The 17,018-nt window shown below is 44.2% G+C and carries 17 protein-coding genes and 1 pseudogene; 7 read left to right on the top strand and 11 right to left on the bottom strand.

Features of this window, described 5'->3' with window-relative positions; all coding sequences use genetic code 11:
* Positions 1-5 precede the first annotated feature (5 nt).
* The 3 genes from EPX21_RS08180 to EPX21_RS08170 all read right to left on the bottom strand — a co-directional run bounded on the left by EPX21_RS08180 (position 6) and on the right by EPX21_RS08170 (position 3,828).
* The gene (locus tag EPX21_RS08180; RefSeq protein WP_134089181.1) at positions 6-1,076 is read right to left on the bottom strand and encodes an HmuY family protein; all 1,071 of its coding nucleotides are present in this window, start codon (positions 1,074-1,076) and stop codon (positions 6-8) included.
* A gap of 57 nt (positions 1,077-1,133) precedes the next feature.
* Complete coding sequence (locus EPX21_RS08175) at positions 1,134-3,437, bottom strand: TonB-dependent siderophore receptor (protein ID WP_134089180.1); 2,304 nt, start codon at positions 3,435-3,437, stop codon at positions 1,134-1,136.
* A 64-nt stretch (positions 3,438-3,501) separates the two neighbouring features.
* A complete protein-coding gene (locus EPX21_RS08170; protein ID WP_134089179.1) occupies positions 3,502-3,828 on the bottom strand; it encodes a hypothetical protein in 327 nt (108 codons plus the stop codon).
* Positions 3,829-4,234: 406 nt separating this feature from the next.
* Between EPX21_RS08170 and EPX21_RS08165 the strand changes: the two genes are divergently transcribed.
* Complete coding sequence (locus tag EPX21_RS08165; RefSeq protein WP_134089178.1) at positions 4,235-4,810, top strand: DJ-1/PfpI family protein; 576 nt, start codon at positions 4,235-4,237, stop codon at positions 4,808-4,810.
* A gap of 92 nt (positions 4,811-4,902) precedes the next feature.
* Here EPX21_RS08165 and EPX21_RS08160 read toward each other — a convergent pair.
* A pseudogene (locus EPX21_RS08160) lies at positions 4,903-5,178 on the bottom strand (winged helix-turn-helix transcriptional regulator); the annotation flags it as partial.
* 140 nt (positions 5,179-5,318) lie between these two features.
* Here EPX21_RS08160 and EPX21_RS08155 point away from each other — a divergent pair.
* Complete coding sequence (locus tag EPX21_RS08155) at positions 5,319-6,317, top strand: YhdH/YhfP family quinone oxidoreductase (protein WP_134089176.1); 999 nt, start codon at positions 5,319-5,321, stop codon at positions 6,315-6,317.
* Positions 6,318-6,390: 73 nt separating this feature from the next.
* On the opposite strand, the gene EPX21_RS08150 is transcribed toward EPX21_RS08155, so the two are convergent.
* Together EPX21_RS08150 and EPX21_RS08145 are read right to left on the bottom strand one after the other, a co-directional pair.
* Positions 6,391-9,456 carry a beta-L-arabinofuranosidase domain-containing protein gene (locus tag EPX21_RS08150; RefSeq protein WP_134089175.1) on the bottom strand — a complete coding sequence of 1,022 codons (3,066 nt, stop codon included), beginning with the start codon at positions 9,454-9,456 and terminating at the stop codon, positions 6,391-6,393.
* A 357-nt stretch (positions 9,457-9,813) separates the two neighbouring features.
* A complete protein-coding gene (locus tag EPX21_RS08145; RefSeq protein WP_134089174.1) occupies positions 9,814-11,040 on the bottom strand; it encodes an MFS transporter in 1,227 nt (408 codons plus the stop codon).
* Positions 11,041-11,144: 104 nt separating this feature from the next.
* On the opposite strand from EPX21_RS08145, the gene EPX21_RS08140 reads away from it, so the two are divergent.
* The gene (locus EPX21_RS08140; protein WP_134089173.1) at positions 11,145-11,981 is read left to right on the top strand and encodes an AraC family transcriptional regulator; all 837 of its coding nucleotides are present in this window, start codon (positions 11,145-11,147) and stop codon (positions 11,979-11,981) included.
* A gap of 137 nt (positions 11,982-12,118) precedes the next feature.
* Here EPX21_RS08140 and EPX21_RS08135 read toward each other — a convergent pair whose 3' ends face one another.
* Together EPX21_RS08135 and EPX21_RS08130 are read right to left on the bottom strand one after the other, a co-directional pair.
* On the bottom strand, positions 12,119-12,571 hold the full coding sequence (locus tag EPX21_RS08135; RefSeq protein WP_134089172.1) for a hypothetical protein: 453 nt from the start codon (positions 12,569-12,571) through the stop codon (positions 12,119-12,121).
* Complete coding sequence (locus tag EPX21_RS08130; protein WP_240768592.1) at positions 12,571-13,203, bottom strand: peptidoglycan-binding protein; 633 nt, start codon at positions 13,201-13,203, stop codon at positions 12,571-12,573. The genes EPX21_RS08135 and EPX21_RS08130 overlap by 1 nt, the downstream gene beginning before the upstream one ends.
* Positions 13,204-13,630: 427 nt before the next feature.
* On the opposite strand from EPX21_RS08130, the gene EPX21_RS08125 reads away from it, so the two are divergent.
* Both EPX21_RS08125 and EPX21_RS23435 read left to right on the top strand, forming a co-directional pair.
* Positions 13,631-13,828 carry a hypothetical protein gene (locus tag EPX21_RS08125; protein ID WP_134089171.1) on the top strand — a complete coding sequence of 66 codons (198 nt, stop codon included), beginning with the start codon at positions 13,631-13,633 and terminating at the stop codon, positions 13,826-13,828.
* Between the two features lie 9 nt (positions 13,829-13,837).
* Entirely contained in the window at positions 13,838-14,080 is a 243-nt protein-coding gene (locus tag EPX21_RS23435) for a type II toxin-antitoxin system mRNA interferase toxin, RelE/StbE family (RefSeq protein WP_206106028.1), read from the top strand.
* A 224-nt stretch (positions 14,081-14,304) separates the two neighbouring features.
* Here the strand turns inward: EPX21_RS23435 and EPX21_RS08115 are convergent, their stop codons facing one another.
* The 3 genes from EPX21_RS08115 to EPX21_RS08105 all read right to left on the bottom strand — a co-directional run bounded on the left by EPX21_RS08115 (position 14,305) and on the right by EPX21_RS08105 (position 16,009).
* Entirely contained in the window at positions 14,305-14,658 is a 354-nt protein-coding gene (locus EPX21_RS08115) for a hypothetical protein (RefSeq protein WP_134089170.1), read from the bottom strand.
* Between the two features lie 114 nt (positions 14,659-14,772).
* A complete protein-coding gene (locus tag EPX21_RS08110) occupies positions 14,773-15,324 on the bottom strand; it encodes a DUF6266 family protein (RefSeq protein ID WP_255502053.1) in 552 nt (183 codons plus the stop codon).
* 43 nt (positions 15,325-15,367) lie between these two features.
* Positions 15,368-16,009, bottom strand: a complete 642-nt coding sequence (locus EPX21_RS08105) for a DUF6266 family protein (RefSeq protein ID WP_134089168.1) — start codon at positions 16,007-16,009, stop codon at positions 15,368-15,370.
* Positions 16,010-16,225: 216 nt separating this feature from the next.
* On the opposite strand from EPX21_RS08105, the gene EPX21_RS08100 reads away from it, so the two are divergent.
* Together EPX21_RS08100 and EPX21_RS08095 are read left to right on the top strand one after the other, a co-directional pair.
* Positions 16,226-16,450, top strand: coding sequence for a hypothetical protein (locus EPX21_RS08100; protein ID WP_134089167.1), 225 nt, complete (start codon positions 16,226-16,228; stop codon positions 16,448-16,450).
* Positions 16,431-16,844, top strand: coding sequence for a putative toxin-antitoxin system toxin component, PIN family (locus EPX21_RS08095; RefSeq protein ID WP_134089166.1), 414 nt, complete (start codon positions 16,431-16,433; stop codon positions 16,842-16,844). Before EPX21_RS08100 ends, EPX21_RS08095 begins: the two co-directional genes overlap by 20 nt.
* Positions 16,845-17,018 lie beyond the last annotated feature (174 nt).

Below are 17,018 nucleotides of genomic sequence, written 5' to 3'. Positions count from 1 at the left end.
ATTATTTACGGTAACTCCTGATATTCAAATGATGGGTAGCCTTTCTCCCCTGTTTCAACACTTTTATAAGCAGTAAACTTCAGCTTGAAGTATTGGTCGTGCTGCGTTTTAATTAGATAAGTACGCCAATTGTAGACCTTATAAATCCCGTCGCTATGGGGTTTTAATATCTGATACCAATCGCGACCAATGGCCAGCGGGTTATCACTGCCGCCGATACGTGCGTAATCAGCCTTGCTGAGTGTTTCATAATTACTCTCGCTATCGGGGAGCTGGTTAATAGGGTCCTCGGGAAGATCAGAATCGACTAGCTCTTTACCGGGATTGTCTTCCGCCACACGCGTTCCGTTCAGTGTGTTGCTGATCACCGCAAAAGAAACCACATAACTTCCCGGAGGCCCTCCACCTGCAACGGTAATTCCTGCGAAAGCCAGATCCCAGCTATCCTTATCAGGTTCCACTTGTACCACCCCCTTCGCAAAGGAATAATAGGTGTAATTGGTACGTGTATTGACAGGTATATCGGCTTCGCCCGCTTCCGTTCCGTCGAGGTTTGCATATTTTATATGATAAACCCCATCTTCGAATCCAGTCACCTGCATTTTTTTGTATCCCAATGGATTGGATGATGCGGGCGCATCGTTCCCAAGATTAATGATATAGACCAGATTTTTACTCGCCCCAGCTGCCATCCATTCACCGATAGCCGTTTTGGAAGGGTCGGACATGGCTGCCGGATCATCATAGGCAAAAGCACGTGCTGCAGGTGCACTTGTGACCGACGCAAAATCGGTTGTTTCCGCAATGTATACAGATGATTTTTTTCCTGTATTCACGCGGATTGCTGTACCTCCGCTGCTCTGGAAGGCTAAGTCCCAGCTACCCGCAGGCACGGAAAGCAATTCTTTTTTCGCCAGGTTGACAAAGACCTGATTTTCCAATTCTTCGCCAAGCGCAGCGGTTATACTTCCTTCAATAACCGGAGGCACATATGGCGCCTCGTCATTCTTGCTACAACCTGCTAAAAATGCTGTCAGCAAGACCAAACAACTCGATTTCTTAATTAATCCTTTCATTTTTCTTCTGTTATATGTTCATATTATTTTATTTACTCGTTTAAACCAGAATCCGCGTTAAAAGCTAATCGCTGCCTTCAAAAACGCCGTTCGCCCCCAAGCTATGGGCACCGCGGAGAAATCACCCGAGCCGGCCACCAACCCACTTCCCGTTCCGGCTCCCGACTGGTATACATCCGTTACGCCCAGCAAATTCTTACATCCCAGGGTAAGTTCGACCTTGGCAATAGACTTGGTAGCACTCAAATCAAGCAACTGATAACTTCCCAATCGCTGATCGATCAGGTTACCAGATTCATCTATTCCAAATTGGGCCATAGAACCGTTATATTTATAAAAAGCGACGATACGGATCTTACTTTTTGCTAGCTCATACATTGCCTGCGCGTTGATATCATAACTATGAAAGAACTTTCCCTTACTATTCGATCCACTCCTTGCCAACCAGCCAAACCCGGGGCGGAAGCTGAAACGCTCACCATGCCGGTAGTCGGCACTCAGATTAATTCCTTTGGTTTTGAAAAGGGGAATATTAGCATAAGTTCTAGGTACCTGTATATCTTGGTATTGGGGCGGCAGGGAGGCCCTGTCAGGCTGAACCAGTTCTATTTTATTGGTGATATGATTGTGGTAAAGAGAGGCTTTGAACAGTATGTTTCCAAATCCCAAGTGCCTGCGCCACTGTCCCGTGAACATATAGTTGTCGGCCAGCTCGGGTATCAACAAAGGGTTACCCAAAATATAATGCGATCCGTTGATCATCTCTCGGTACAGTTCAATAAAAGAGGGGGCTCGGAAAGCTTTGGTATAAGACGCAGCAAGATGAAACCCTTCGGATGCATGCCATTTTAAGCTGACGGAAGGAACTACCGGTAACCCAGCATGCAGGAAGTCAATCTGCTTCGCATCGTATCGGCTGTTATAAATATAACGGAAGGATACGCGCGCATCCAAGTGGTTGAAAAAGGCCATTCCCATCCCGCCAAAGACGCCAACGTCATGAATCGATTTCGCTGAATCGCTAATACTTTCGCCTGAACCATTATTCAGGTTAATATCGTATCCAAACTGGTAGTTTGCCCTCTTATCCCCTATCTCAAATTCGCTATAAGAAGCCCGGAAGGTCCAGGTATGAAAACGATCCACGGGATTGTCCAAAACCTTTCGCGTATTATTCCCGACGTTAACGAGGTATTGCGTATTATCGAGTCGATACACCCCGTAACTGTTGGCTACGTCTAAATAAGTGTTTTCGCCCAATTTTCCATTAGCAAAGAGATTGATGTTCGATCGATCGGCAATTGTTAGATTATCCGTCGCGGTGAGGTAGGCCGTACCTGCATCCTGTTCTCCCTTGTTGTCAATACGCTGGTGCGACTGATTGTACTGTCCGCCCAGGTTCAGGCCCTTCCACGGTCTGTAAATTTTCACCGCACCGTTTATTAGCGTTTTGGGACTCCAATTGAAACCTCTTACCGTATTGCTAGGGTTATTTACACGAGATCGGTAGATAGAAGAAGCATAACCGCCAAAATTGTTGTAACTCCCGTCAATCACCAAATTCCACGACTTCCTATGGGCAGCCACCCAAGCACTGCCGTTATATTGACCAACGGATTCGGCATATACACCTCCTCCAAAAGCCGTTCTTTTGTTAACATCGGCTTTTTTAGTAATAATATTGAGCGTTCCTGCCAGTGCATTGGTGCCGAACTGAACACTCAGTGGCCCTTCCACCAGTTCAACCCGCTCGACGTTTGACAGATTCAATTGTTGCAGGTCGAACTCATTGGACATCCCGAGCACCTGTGGCACACCGTCTATCAGGATTTTAACGTTCTGACCGCTCAGTCCTTGCAACAACAAACTGCTTCCATCATTGCCATTATTGATCACCCTGGCGTTTAGTTCCGTATTGAGCAGATCGCCCATATTAACCGCTCCTTTTTCGGCAATGCGTGTGCTGCTAAACACCTGTATATCAAACGTGCTGTGTGGAAGGGTTGTCGCCGCTAAACTTCGTGAAGCAATCTCAACGGCTTCCAGCGAAGTGGCAGCCGGTTGCAAGTAAACAATAGGCTTATCCGCCTGCACCAGCGTATCTGTTAAACTTCGGTAACTAAGTGCACGGACTTCTATACGGAAACTTTTAGCTAAGGAAGAATAGTGTAATAATCCAGCGGTGTCGGTGGCCCCCTCCACCAGCTTTACACCACTTACATCGGTAATCTTTACAAACGCTCCCGCTATAGCCTGTCCGGTTTCCGCGTCTAAGACCTTTAGTTGCGCAGATAATCTACTTATAGGAAAAACAAATAAAATCAGAACCAACAGTACGCTATTGGCAGCACGTATACACATGTTGAAATCGTAGGTTGAAAAAAAGACATACAATCGCTAGCACCGCAGCTATTTGGCGCAGGGACTAGCCCACATAATTGGATGCGGTGATTGTGGGCGGAGACCTGCCCTGCATGCTTAGACTCAATAAACGAGCGGAAAAAGCCACCTCTTTAAGCAGCCAGCAAAAGAGTAAACGTGCGAAAAGCTTAAAGCTAAAAATTGAAGTCGACAGGTCATATCCCTGCTGCACTATAAAATCGCAAACTGCACAATGAAGAGAATACGTTTTATTGTCAGCCGTATCGCCGGCTCGCTCATAAGCCGTTTTGACGTCTTCTCTGTTCGCGTGTCCATGCGTCAGCAGAACGCCCTGCATCATCCCATACACCATTAGCAGGAATATAGCCATGCATTGTAGATATTTCGACGACTGGCACACTTTTAACTTCAATATTACTATTTAGCAACAAAATTGCAATAATATTTTAGACCAAACAACCTATATTTAAACATAAAGCACAAACTACTATTTATCAATAGTTTACTTTTTAAAAAAACAACAAAAATTCATATAGGACGTATATGAATCACGAAACCAAGTTGCTTTTAATGTGATTTACAGAATAAAACACGATTATCCTGACCACATTGAGCCGCTTTCAGGAAAAGAATAAAGGATTGGGTAATGAACGACCGATCTCGGATTGGAAATCCGAAATTGATATTGACAATTACATGGCAATAGCGCATGCTATTTCAGCAAGTATTTCGTATTTTCATTGCGTAAATCGAAGTTAAACCAAAGAACATTTATCATGGCAAAGAAAATTTTATTGTTAGCTGGCGATTATGTGGAAGACTACGAGGCGATGGTTCCCTACCAGGCAATGCTATCTGTAGGATTATCGGTAGATACCATTGCTCCAGACCGGAAGAAAGGCGACACGGTACCAACTGCCGTTCATGATTTTGTGGGCGATCAGACCTACAAGGAAACACCCGGACACCGCTTTGCCATTACGGCAGATTTTGACTCCGTCGACCCTTCCGAATACGACGGTATTTATATTGCCGGAGGACGGGCTCCGGAATATACGCGGCTCAACAAACGCGTGCTAGCGATTACGCAGCATTTTTTTGAACAGAACAAGCCGGTAGCGGCGATATGTCACGGCATCCAGATTCTCACTGCCGCAAAGGTACTGGCCGGAAGAACACTGACGGCTTATGTCGCGATCGGACCTGACATTGAACTGGCCGGCGGCACCTGGAAAAATATTCCTGCCGATGAGGCCATCGTAGACGGCAACTTGGTTACCTCTCCAGCTTGGCCCGGTCACCCTGCGATTCTGCGGGAATTTTACAAATTACTGGGATTATCCATAGGCTAATGAAAGCAGCCTCAACGGGAAATAGGCCTGTCCGGTACGTATATATTAAGATGTAGCGGGCAGGTTTGTCTCAAACTTGCCGAGATCAATATTTAACCGGTTTTTACCGCCTTTTGCTTATTGTTGTTTTCGAGATGTATGTATCCCCACTTTCTCATTTCTTTCACTATGGGATATAAACTTTCGCCATACGCTGTCAAATAATACTCCACTTTTAGGGGAACTTCATTAAAAACCTTGCGGGTGATAATACCGTCTACTTCCAGTTCATCCAACTGCTTCGCTATCATACGCTCACTAATAGTAGGAAGCGTTCTCTTCATTTCACTGAAGCGATTACGTCCTTTTTTAATCAAAACGATCAGCGTCGTTTTGCATTTTTTTCTATTTCACCCATATTTTTTTTCATTGATTATCAACAAAACCGTACTTTAATTCAGTATGAGAACCAAATGTAAGTTATTGTTTAATAACTTTTTATTCTTCAAATTTACAAAAAACAATCAATATGGATAAGCAGTTTAAAGCATTAATGGTACGAGAAAAAGACGGTCTTTTTAATGCGAGCGTTGAGCAGGTTCCCTTTGCGGAAATGCGTCAAAATGAAGTCTTGATCAAAGTGAATTACTCTTCTGTAAATTACAAGGACGCCTTATCGGCATCAGGAAACAGAGGGGTTACCAGGAGATTTCCCCATATACCGGGCATAGATGCAGTAGGCCGGGTCGCATCTTCGGCTTCCGATCGGTTTAAAGAAGGCGATCCAGTCCTCATTACCGGATACGATTTGGGGATGAACACATGGGGTGGTTTTGGAGAATATATAAGCGTTCCTGCCGCATGGATTGTCCCGCTTCCGGCAAGCCTTTCTCCATTTGAAGCAATGAGCCTCGGCACAGCGGGACTAACGGCGGGCTTGTCGGTCTTCAACCTTATCGAGGCGGGCATCGACAAAGATAGCGGTCAAATCGCCGTCAGCGGCGCTACCGGCGGAGTGGGCAGCATCGCTGTTGCCATTTTATCTAAATTGGGATATGAGGTTGTGGCCATATCGGGAAAAAATGACGAGGGCTTCCTGACAGACATACTGGGCGCGGCGGCCTCGGTTCCGCGCGAGGCCTTCGTTGAAAAATACAACGCCAAAGCCATGTCCAGCGCCGAATTTGCCGCAGGAATCGATACCGTTGGAGGCGATGTTCTGTCAGGCATCTTGAAGTCATTAAAATATAATGGCGTTGTAACTTGCTGCGGCAACGTCGCATCAGCGCAAATTTCCACCAGTATATTTCCTTTTATTTTGCGCGGAGTTAAACTTATAGGAATTGATTCCGTAGAACAACCCATAAACTTCAAAGAAAAGATTTGGAATTTATTGGCCGATGAATGGAAGCCGACGCGTTTAAAGGACATGACCAAAGAAATCTCTTTGGAACAGTTAGCAGACGTGCTGAAAACGATTTCTGAAGGCAAAGCGAAAGGCAGGTTTGTTGTGAATCATCGTTTATGATGTATCTCTGTAAGCCAATCAAATTGCGGCCACGCGTTTGCGTGGCCGCAATTTACATGAGACCAGAAACGGTCTATTTCAACTTGACATCCAAGTAAACAGAATGACGCCCATACGTTTCGTAAAAGGGCTTAAAGACCACATCGTCAATGGTGAACTCCAACTGCTGCGGATCACCTTTAATTGATTTAGCGATATCTTTAGCGTCGAAGGTTACTTTACGCCATTCTTTTCTTGCTTCGGGCTCTTGAGCGGCCAGTAAGATCGGCCCGTAAAACAGACTCGCTATGTTTTGCTGATCCATAACCGGGTCGAGATGAAAAGAAAAAGGCATTTTTAATTCTATGATATCACCATCTTTCCAATCGCGGCTTATTTTCAGGTAGCTGCCCGGCGTAGCCTGGAGCTTTTGCGATGTACCGTTAATTTTCACAAAGAACCCTTTGGTAGCCCAAGCCGGCACGCGCACATGGATGTCAAATCTGCCGCTCCCTTTAATCGTCAAGCGGGTCTGGTCCTCTTTCGGAAAATCGGTAGTCTGCTCCACCGTTACATTACGCTCCGTCCATTTTAGTGTGGATGGTATGTATAAATTGACATAAAGAGCCTGGTCATCCTTGCTTTTAAAATAAATTGAATTTTGCAGTTTAGTACTGCTCTCTATAGCAGTACCGTTGCAGCAGGTAAATCCTGTCATATTCGGGTTACCGAATTGCTTAATGGATCCGGGCCTGAGCGGCACATGATAGGTGTTAGCTGGACTATCCTTGGCTACCGAAGCGAGAATATGGTTATACAAGCCACGCTCATAGTAGTCCATCAGCTCGGCGCGCTGATCGAAGAGAAACAGGTTACTGGTCAGTTTTAACATATTATACGTGGCACAGGTTTCATTCTGTCCGCCGGCAGAGAAACCGTTTCCGTATAATGTGGCTGGCTGACTGATAAAACATTCGGCATTCGCCGGATTACGTGCACCGGCGACGCCTCCAATGCTATACATATAATCGTTGACGGCCTTGTACCAAAAGTTATCCGCCACGCTATAGTATTCCGGATTGTCGGAGACACGATACATTTCGATACTTCCTACAATCTGCGGTATATGTTGATTGGCATGCAAGCCACGGAATGTGTCCACATTTTTGGCCAAGCCATGCGAATGCTTTGCGTCGCCAAAGAACATATCAATATTGTCAAATAGCTGTGCTGTTTTAAGGTAGTTCGGTTTGTTTGTAATCCGGTACAAGCGAGCCATCACCTCGTTCATACCACCAAATTCGCCCGCAATGTAGGTATTCCACATCTTGATGAGCGTCTCGGTTGGCAACTGACTCAAGCGTGCGTATACCCAATCGCTCATGCCCGTAGCTATTTCAAGCGCTTTTTTATTACCGCTTACGTCATAAATATCCAATAAACCGGCCAATATTTTATGCAAGGTATAATACGGTGCCCAGACCTGATTCTTCTGACCTCCGTACTTGGCTCCCTGTTCCAACATGATGAACTGATCCGGAGGATAAGCACTGATGAACCCTTCCCCCCAATTCCAATAGTCGGTACGAATGCCTGTATCACTGAGATCGGAGTCATAAGCTGCTTTTCCGGGACCGAACGGCACAGCCGTCGGATCGGACACGTAGGCCCCCTTCCCTTCTTTCGCCTTTCCGGATAATTGTGATAATTCGTAGAGCGTATTTACCATATACTCCATTTTTTCGGCGAAATTAGCTTGGAGCTCCTTGTCGTATCCCGTACCGGCATAGGCCTGTGCAATTGCCGTCAGGTAATGTCCGGTGGCATGGCCTCTTAATTTGGTATCCTGACTATCCCAAACGCCCAAAGGCTTTGCTCCTTCCGGCTGCGGTTGACCAAAAGCATGGCGAAACATATAGAGAAAAGAGTTCGGATCGGTTTTAGCCAATGTCGTTATAAACTTATCGCGATTTTCGATAAACTTAGTTTGGTGATTATGAAGGTCGGTTTTCAGCGAAACCTGATCTAAATCAAAAGTCTCCAATTTTAAGCCGGGCGCCGTTGACTTGTTGGATTCCTTTACCGTCACATATGCCTTCGGTTGAAAATCCGTTCCCGCAACGCGCCCTGTAACGGTATAACGCCCTGCTTCAAGTACATCACTATTGTTTGTAGGAGCAGGCCATAAGACACGAACTTTTGGTCCGTTTAGCCCTTTCCGGTAAGTCCCCTGTACATAACTTGGTAATCGGGGCAACGTTCCTACTTCGGTCTCCACCTCCACATCGGATACATTCACTAAATACGCGTTATAAAGCTGGGCTTCCGTTTCAGGAAACTGTTGAAGATTATCTTCAGGCTTGCCCACATTGACCGCACCTTCCCGGTTGCCTCTCAGTGCATTGTAATAAATGCCGGCAACCTGTCTCCTCGTTAGCGGAACACGGTAAATGCGAAAATCATGTATCAAAGCATTCAGATTCGGATCTTCCGACAATAGTGATTTTCCGATATAAAGCAGATTTTTTTCGCCTCCCTGTTGACCAAATACCTCTGCCAATTCCATCGAAATATTCTTCGCTTCTCCAGCTGGCTTACTGTCAACATAGGTAGTCAACGATTTCGAGGCAACATCTATTACGACGGCAAGATGAACCCACTTATTCGTTTCTATAGCAGCAGCAAGCGCTCCCTTTTCATCGCCTTTTCCCGCTGTTATCAAGGCTTGGTAGCCTTTCTGAACATCAGTGCCTACAGGGGCCGCAAAAAAACGGTTGGTGGCATCCTTTCCGAAATCAAAAAAGCGTTGGCCCGGCTGATCCGAACGTAGGTATATCCATCCGGATATACTAAGCGATTCTAAATCGGTTAACGCTTCGCCCGGTAGCGTTACAAAATCGCCTTCTTTCCCAGAGAGCGATAACACCTTTCCAAACCGATCATCACTGACAAACTTAGCTCCGGAGCCTTGAAGCTCGCCGTGCAAACTATTTCTAGACCAATCTTTGGCATTTCCATCAAACACGTAACGGGCTATCATTCCGGTTTCACCGATTCCGTCCAATATCTGATCTCCGCTTTGTGCCCGAGCGGTCGTAACACCCTCGGTCATAACAACAACAAACAGAATAACACACAAAAATAACTTGTAAATTTTCATTCGAATAAATTGTTTTTCTAATGGCAATGAATCTTGCATAAATTATTCATATCCTTTTGTTTATAGTAATTTATGCAGGTTTCATCCGAATAATTTGTTTAACCTTCCAATCTAGGACTTTCCTTACAACATGCCTTGACATTTTCCATTAAAACCACAGAAAAAATACAAGCACCTATAAACCAACGGCATAAGAAAGGAAACCTAGCACTTTTTTATTTTTTATAAAGCTATAAAGAATCGCTATGCGGCTCTACGCCTATTTTAGCTAATAATCACATGATATTAGCCGGTACACCGGTTTATCGTTCTTGCACCAATGAAACTTTTATCTTTTTAATAGCGGTTATGAAGGGGCTATACGGTTATCTGCGTCTTTGATATTTTAGGTAATAAAGCTGTAATTACGCCTAGAAGCGGTAGAAAAGCGCAGATTTTAAATACATATTCGATGCCGCTGCTATCGGCTATTGCACCGAGCATCGCGGAGCCGATGCCTCCCATTCCGAAGGAAAAACCAAAGAACAATCCCGCTATCAAACCAACTTTGTCAGGCATAAGGTCCGTCGCAAACACTAAAATTGCCGAAAATGCGGAGGCGATGATCAAACCGATTAGGACAGTAAAAACGACTGTCCATCCAAAGGGCAGATAAGGCAGACAAAGCGTAAAAGGTGCCGCGCCCAAAATGGAAATCCAAATAATGTTCTTTCGCCCGTATCTATCACCCAACTTGCCCCCTAAAATAGTTCCTATCGCAACAGCCGCCGCAAAAACAAACAAACACACTTGAGCGTCCTTTACTGACACATGAAACTTTTCTATAAGAAAAAAAGTAAGATAGTTGTTCATAGATGCCAAGTAAATATATTTTGAAAACACCAGTACCAAAAGAATGATGATGGAAAACACGACGCGTTTACGTGACAAATGGACATCAGCTGCAAAGGCTGCCTTTTTCGAAGTTCTCCCAATAGCCAATTGCTCGGCATACCAGTTTCCGATTTTCCATAAAACGATAATTCCGACGAAAGCTGGAACGGCAAAGACACTTATATAACTTTGTCCCAATGGCAGCACTATGAATGCAACTAATAACGGTCCAATAGCACTTCCCGAATTACCACCTACTTGAAAAATAGATTGCGCCAATCCTTTTTGTCCGCCGGAAGCAAGTCGAGCCACCCTCGAAGCTTCGGGATGGAACACCGAAGACCCCATACCGATTAAGGCTACCGCAAAAAGCAGCATCGAGTAATAATGTGCAGAAGCCAAGAGCAACAGCCCTGTCATCGATAAAGTCATGCCTGCAATTAAAAACCTGGGATTAGGTTTTTTGTCTGTGTAAACCCCCACAAAGGGCTGAAAGATGGAAGCCGTCATTTGAAAAACAAACGTTATTATGCCTATCTGTGCAAATGACAACTGAAATTCGTCCTTAATGATCGGATATATAGATGGAATAATCGACTGAAGTAAGTCATTCAATAAATGCGAAAGACTGATCATAAACAGAATCGGGTAAACGATTTTATGATTATCGGTTGCTTTGGACATGACGTTGAGATTCTGGTTTGCACTCATTTCTAATTTTTTGCTGTGCAAAGTTAAAGCCGCAAGGATTGCCGATATTTGTATATTCCTGATATAAGTTTGTACATTTACAACACAACGAACCGACAGCTGCCATGAGAAGGATACAGTTTGAAACATTGGTGGTAACCGAATGGAATGTGGAGATATTCCCTTTACCCAAGCATAAACACTCCTTCTACGAATTGATTTATATCCGCAAAGGCTACGGCGTTCATATTTTGAACAATAACCGATTCCCCTATAATCCGGGCGATATTTTTATAGTCAGTCCAGAAGACAAACATTATTTTGAAGTAAAAAAGCGCTCAGCATTTACGTTCATCAAATTTACCGACAGTTACTTTGCCAGTCACAAACAACACCGTCCTGATGCATTATTTTTTTCTTCTCCCGAAGAAATTATGCGCAACAAATTATTGAAAGAAGTGAAACTCGAAATGGACGAACTTAGCGCGTCGATTTTACGCAATACGATTGACAATATCGTGGCGTACAATAGTCGAAAAGACATTGCTTCGTCGCCTTTGGTCTATTATCAGTTATTGTCTATTTTCGGATTAATTCGCGAAGCGGCGATGAAGCACAGCATTCGTGTGGACAAGGCACAAGCAGGCAACGAAGAGTTGATTTCCTACATTCACGAGCATATTTACGAACCGCAGCTGTTGCTGATGAAAAACATTGCCAACCATTTCCATATCGCCCCCGCTTATTTCAGCGCTTATTTTAAACGTAACTTTAGTATCTCTTACCGGGACTATGTAAGCAAATACCGCATTAAGCTGATAGAGAAACGCCTCGCCGTCCCTACGCTCACAATAAAAGAAATTGCCAATGAATTTGGCTTTACAGACGTAAGCCATTTGTCGCACTATTTCAAAACAATCAGGAAAACAAGCCCCAACGAATTTCGAAAAAAAACGGTATAAGTATGTTACCACTTGTTGAAGGTTAAGCGGACTGGGCTTTTACGTCATCATTTACGGGTAATGTACCGTATAAATTATTCCGATATCGAAATTATGGAGAGAAACATTCCGACGGTGTTAAATCAGCGTTGGAAATTTTAGCGATAAAACCGCTTCAGTAAATAGTAGCCACCCGGTATAAGTACGACAAATACCCACCAGGGCAAGTGAAACCAGTTTTTTTGCTCTTTCTGTTTTTCCTGCACCTGCGTACCGGCTGCTTGCTGAAGCATGTCTCGCGTCTCATACATTCTTTGCCCGCTATCCAACAGCATGGCATTACGCCAGTCTTTGCCCCGGTAACGGACCAAGAGCTCATCTGCGGTCATACCACTATCCGGATGCCATTGTGCATCTCCTTTCAACCACCATAGAACATCGTACGTTGAAGAATCTGCTGACACGAAACTACGACCATTTACTTCGCTAATAGCAGCATTGCGTTTCACCGATAAAACTTCCTGAGCGGAAAGTTTCGTTTTAAATTTGGCGGTATTGCAGGACCATAAAAGTCCTGCAGCACTCCATAAACAAATCAGACACCTGCTCATTAGCTTGCCCTCCCTATCCAATCTGCCACCGCATAGAGGCTTCTAATCGGCCTCCGCTTGCGGTATACCCCATCCCCTTCCCGGCTACCGTTATCATTGGTATTGCCCTCTACAGTGATCACTTCCTTCTCGCTCCATTTGTCAATAAAACCACAATGAGCAATGCGTTTGAGAGACGGAAAGTAGATACCAAAAATAGTTGCCCGCTGCGGATTGCCCGTTGCCAGTGCCTTCGCACGTGACCACACCAACCTATTTTTTGGAAAGAGGCTAGCCGCCCAAGCGGTTTTGGGGTTATCCACCCCTGCCTGCCCCAGCACCCAGCATACAAAAGCCGCGCACCAGGCATGGCCTTTGCCAAGGCCGGTATAGCGCAGGTATCGTTCCACCTGCGCACCGTCATTATGGCCCGTAGCCTCCCGCACGCCCAGCTGGCTGTCGTAAATTTTCTTTACCCTTAAACGCGTAGTTTCTATAGGAATCTTTTCCGCAAGCATATCATCTTGCCTCGCCAAACTGCATGGTGCAGCATGTTTATTGCTACCAAGCGACGGAAGCAATAGTGACAGCAGTATTTTTATAATGATAACACTGATTGTGATCATTAATAACGGATTTATTTTCTTTTTCATTTTAATTTCTTTTCTGATAAAAATTTATATGACTATCGGGTATCACACCCAAAGCCCTTATTTTTAAATTTGTGTTACTTTTTTCCGCAAAAAGTAACCAAAAACTCCCGGCTTGAAATCTCCTGTGAAAGCTTCTGCCACTCCTTAGCCTCTTCTATCCGGATATTTCTAGGCCGGATTTTATCGCTAACGATAGGTGCCTGCCTAGCAAATTGTTTTTAGGTAAGCTTTCCGATAGTCATAAAATTTATTAATCCTCATACCTAGAGGCCTTGTTACCTTATGTTGTGTCGACTTTTGACCTAGACTTGCGGACGCAGCAGTTGGCAGACAAAAACCCCTTTGACATGAATTGTAGACACTAATCTTTGCACTTTCAGCTTGTTATATTTGCAAAAAAGAAGCTGTTCCTGTATTTTTGTGTATTATGGAAACGCTTGAAATAAAAGTCCCTGACAACAAAACAGCTTTAGTAAAAGCATATTTAAAAGAACTTGGGGTAATTGTCAAAGTTAAAAAGGTCAGCAAGGAACCTAATGCGGAAACTATTGCTGCCATGAACGAATTGAAAGCAGGCAAAGGAAAAAAGTTCAATAGTGTAGATGAACTATTGAACAGTATATGATTTAACCTAATGTTTAAAATCGTTACCTCAACCAAGTTCCTAAAAGACCTAAAACTACTTAAAAAGCGATCTGTCAAAGATTTAAAACTATTAAAAGAGCTAATTAGTGTATTAGCTGAAAACGGGCATAAAGGTCTTTCCAAAAAGCACCGTCCACATAAACTTAGTGGTAATTACAACGGTTATTGGGAATGCCATGTAAAGCCGGATTTACTTCTAATCTGGACCGAAGAGAAGAGATCAACCTACTAGAACTAGTTCGCACAGGTACTCATTCCGATTTATTTTAAATAATGCGCACAGAACATTTTTCCAAGCTCTTCTAGCCTAATTCTCTTGACACTTAGTCCAGAAGCCTCCTTTTTTGCCCTACGCTCAAAAGCACTATTTACTCCTGCTACAATTATCCGCTACTACTATCAACGCCCACACTAGCAACTGACAACCGGCAACTCACAACTGTCAACCGGCAACTACTATAATAACGCTCCCAAAGCAATGACAAAGGCATAGAGCAAGGCAAGGAAGAAGCCCAGGTAAAACCCCACCTTTTGCCAGGATAATAACGATTTAAAATTTCGTTCAAAATGCTCCGCCGCATACTCGCCTAAAAAAGGCCAATGCCGGTGCAGCACCCAGAGGCAGAGCTGAACAAAGCTCAACACTGCCACCGCAGCCACTAAAATGGCGCTGAGGATACCGTAGTCAATGGGTGCCGCCGTGACATCCACCAGGCGGATGAGCGGTTGGTAAACAAGGTAAGCCAAGATACTGGCTATCAATAGTGTTATTAACAGATATTTTCTGTAGATGATAATAAAATTTTCCATTGTTATAAATACTTATAGTTATACTTTTACTTTCTTTGCCCGCGAAAAAAAGCTTAATCCGCCCGGAAAGCGTACCCTTATTCCGTTTAATGCGCTCACAGCGGCAACGGACAACTAAAAAACACCCAGAAACGCACTGTTAGCATAGCGCTTTGCTGAACGGTCGCGTGCAAACAGGTAAACCATAACCGGTGTATCCGCTAACTGCACCGGCAGCTGTAATTCCAAGGCGCCATCCCGTCTCAAGCACTTCTCTTCATTGATACCCGCCACCGCTATATCCGGATTATATGCACATACGATAACTTCGTCATCGCCAAAGCCACTCAATTCATCAAATTCCGGGTCAAAAGTCACCGTTAATTTATCCGTTATACGTAGCGGTGAAGGCCTCCGCGGGCACAGCAGCCCACCTTTTGTGAGACGTACCTTCTGCGGATTCACCGTCAATGCAGGATATAGCCCCTCAATAGCATTGTGCATCAGGTCGGCCACGGCCATATTAAAAGCACTTTTCTTATTATGCCTACCATAGCCCATGGCTATTATTTTACGTAGGGGCGATAAGAAACGCACAGCCATACTAAGTCGTGTTTGGTTAATCAGCCGTCCGTTTACCTCTCCATTTCCCCTGCTGTTCCGTTCTGAAATCAGTAACATACGCATATAATAAAGGCAGGCGGCGCCGGTAGCGGCGCCACCTTGCCGGTTAATCAAATGACACCGTTCCCAAATAGATGCTCTTAGACACCTCTTTTGCTTTCCGCTCTGCATAGAAAATCCATGCATGCCCTTCGCCGGCGTTGATATGGGCAGGGATGTTGATCGTCGCCTCGCCATCGCTACGCAGCGGCACCGACTCCGTCGTCAAAAACTGCTCGGAAGCCGGGTGATATACCACGATATAAACCGAGTCGTCCGAATTGCCGCTCACGGCATTTACCGTGGTGTTCCAGGCCACTGTTAACTCAGTACCCGTACGGCTTATGGTTTCGCTACCTGCCGTGAACAGTCCTCCCGCGCTCAGCTTAATCTTGCTATAATCCAGCCTATAATCGGGGTAAGTACCCACCACAGCCTCTCCAATATTCGCTTTCAGGGCCATGTTCATTCCCGTATTGGTACTGGCCCTTTTCAGCCCAAAGCCGATGCGCAGCAGCGCCTTGATCGGAAAAAGAAAAGCCGTGATCAGCGCAAACTTGGCCTGCTGCATCAACTGCTCTTCAGAAGCCGGTTTAGAGCGCTTTTTATAGAGCCCTTTGATATAGTTTATGCTTTTCCAGCTGCTGCCGATCACACTGCCCGCTTTACCTTTGAAGCCTCCGTTGGCTCCGTTTCTAATAGTTCCCATGTTGTTAAAATTTAAAAGTTCAATTTTACAATCCGCAATCTTTTATACCGGTATGTCATGCTTCATGGCACAAACATAAGCAGCAGATTGGTTTAAAAACAGCCCTGAATGGTGCTTGAAGCGGATATGAAGCAGATGATCTGGAAACTTGAAGCAGAAGTGAAGTGGTATATATTAATATTTGCAATAACCTGATGCTTTTGCTATCTTTGATACATGAGTACACTCCAAGTTGATATACTGAATCCAAAAGCAGGTAAGCTACTCAAAGATTTAGCTTCATTGGGATTAATCGAAATAAAACCGATGACTGAAGATGGTTTTCTTAAGGCTTTAGAAAAAATCCGGGTTAAGGCGAAAGGCAATACGCCAAGTTTAGAGGAAATAACAGCTGAAGTTGAATTGGTAAGGTCTAAACGCTATGCCGAAAAAAAAGGATAGTTTAATTATAGACACTAACCTATGGATCAGTTATTTACTCTCTGGCAACAAGAAATTAGATTACATCCTTTCCAATAAAAGGGTTACTCTTATATTTTCCCAAGAATTATTAGATGAACTTATAGAAGTTACACAAAGGCCTAAATTCAAAAAGTATTTTAGCTTTGAAGATGTCTCCACTTTATTACATGAACTTAAACTGAGATCAATATTTATCAATACATCCAGCAACGTAACGGTTTGTAGAGATGAAAAAGACAATTTTCTGCTTGGTCTCGCAGAAGATGGAAAGGCTACCCATTTAGTGACCGGAGATAAAGATCTACTTGTTCTAGAAACATACAAGAAGACTAAAATAATAACGATTGAAGAGTATCTTGATAAAAAACTTTAAGATAAACAGCAAGATACGTTTATATTTAACACATACCCTACCTACCAAAATCGTATCAATATTGCCTGTTTTCCAGATCGTGGCCAGATCCGGCTGTAATCTTACCCTAGCTAGCTACACCCAAAACTAAAGAATTCCAATCAGACTTGCTATTGCTATCCTGTTGGAATGTGG

The sequence above is a fragment of the Olivibacter sp. XZL3 genome, from assembly GCF_004368405.1.
GTDB lineage: Bacteria > Bacteroidota > Bacteroidia > Sphingobacteriales > Sphingobacteriaceae > Olivibacter.
Note: the sequence above shows the minus strand (reverse complement) of the source record. Positions and strands in the feature narration are given on the sequence as shown.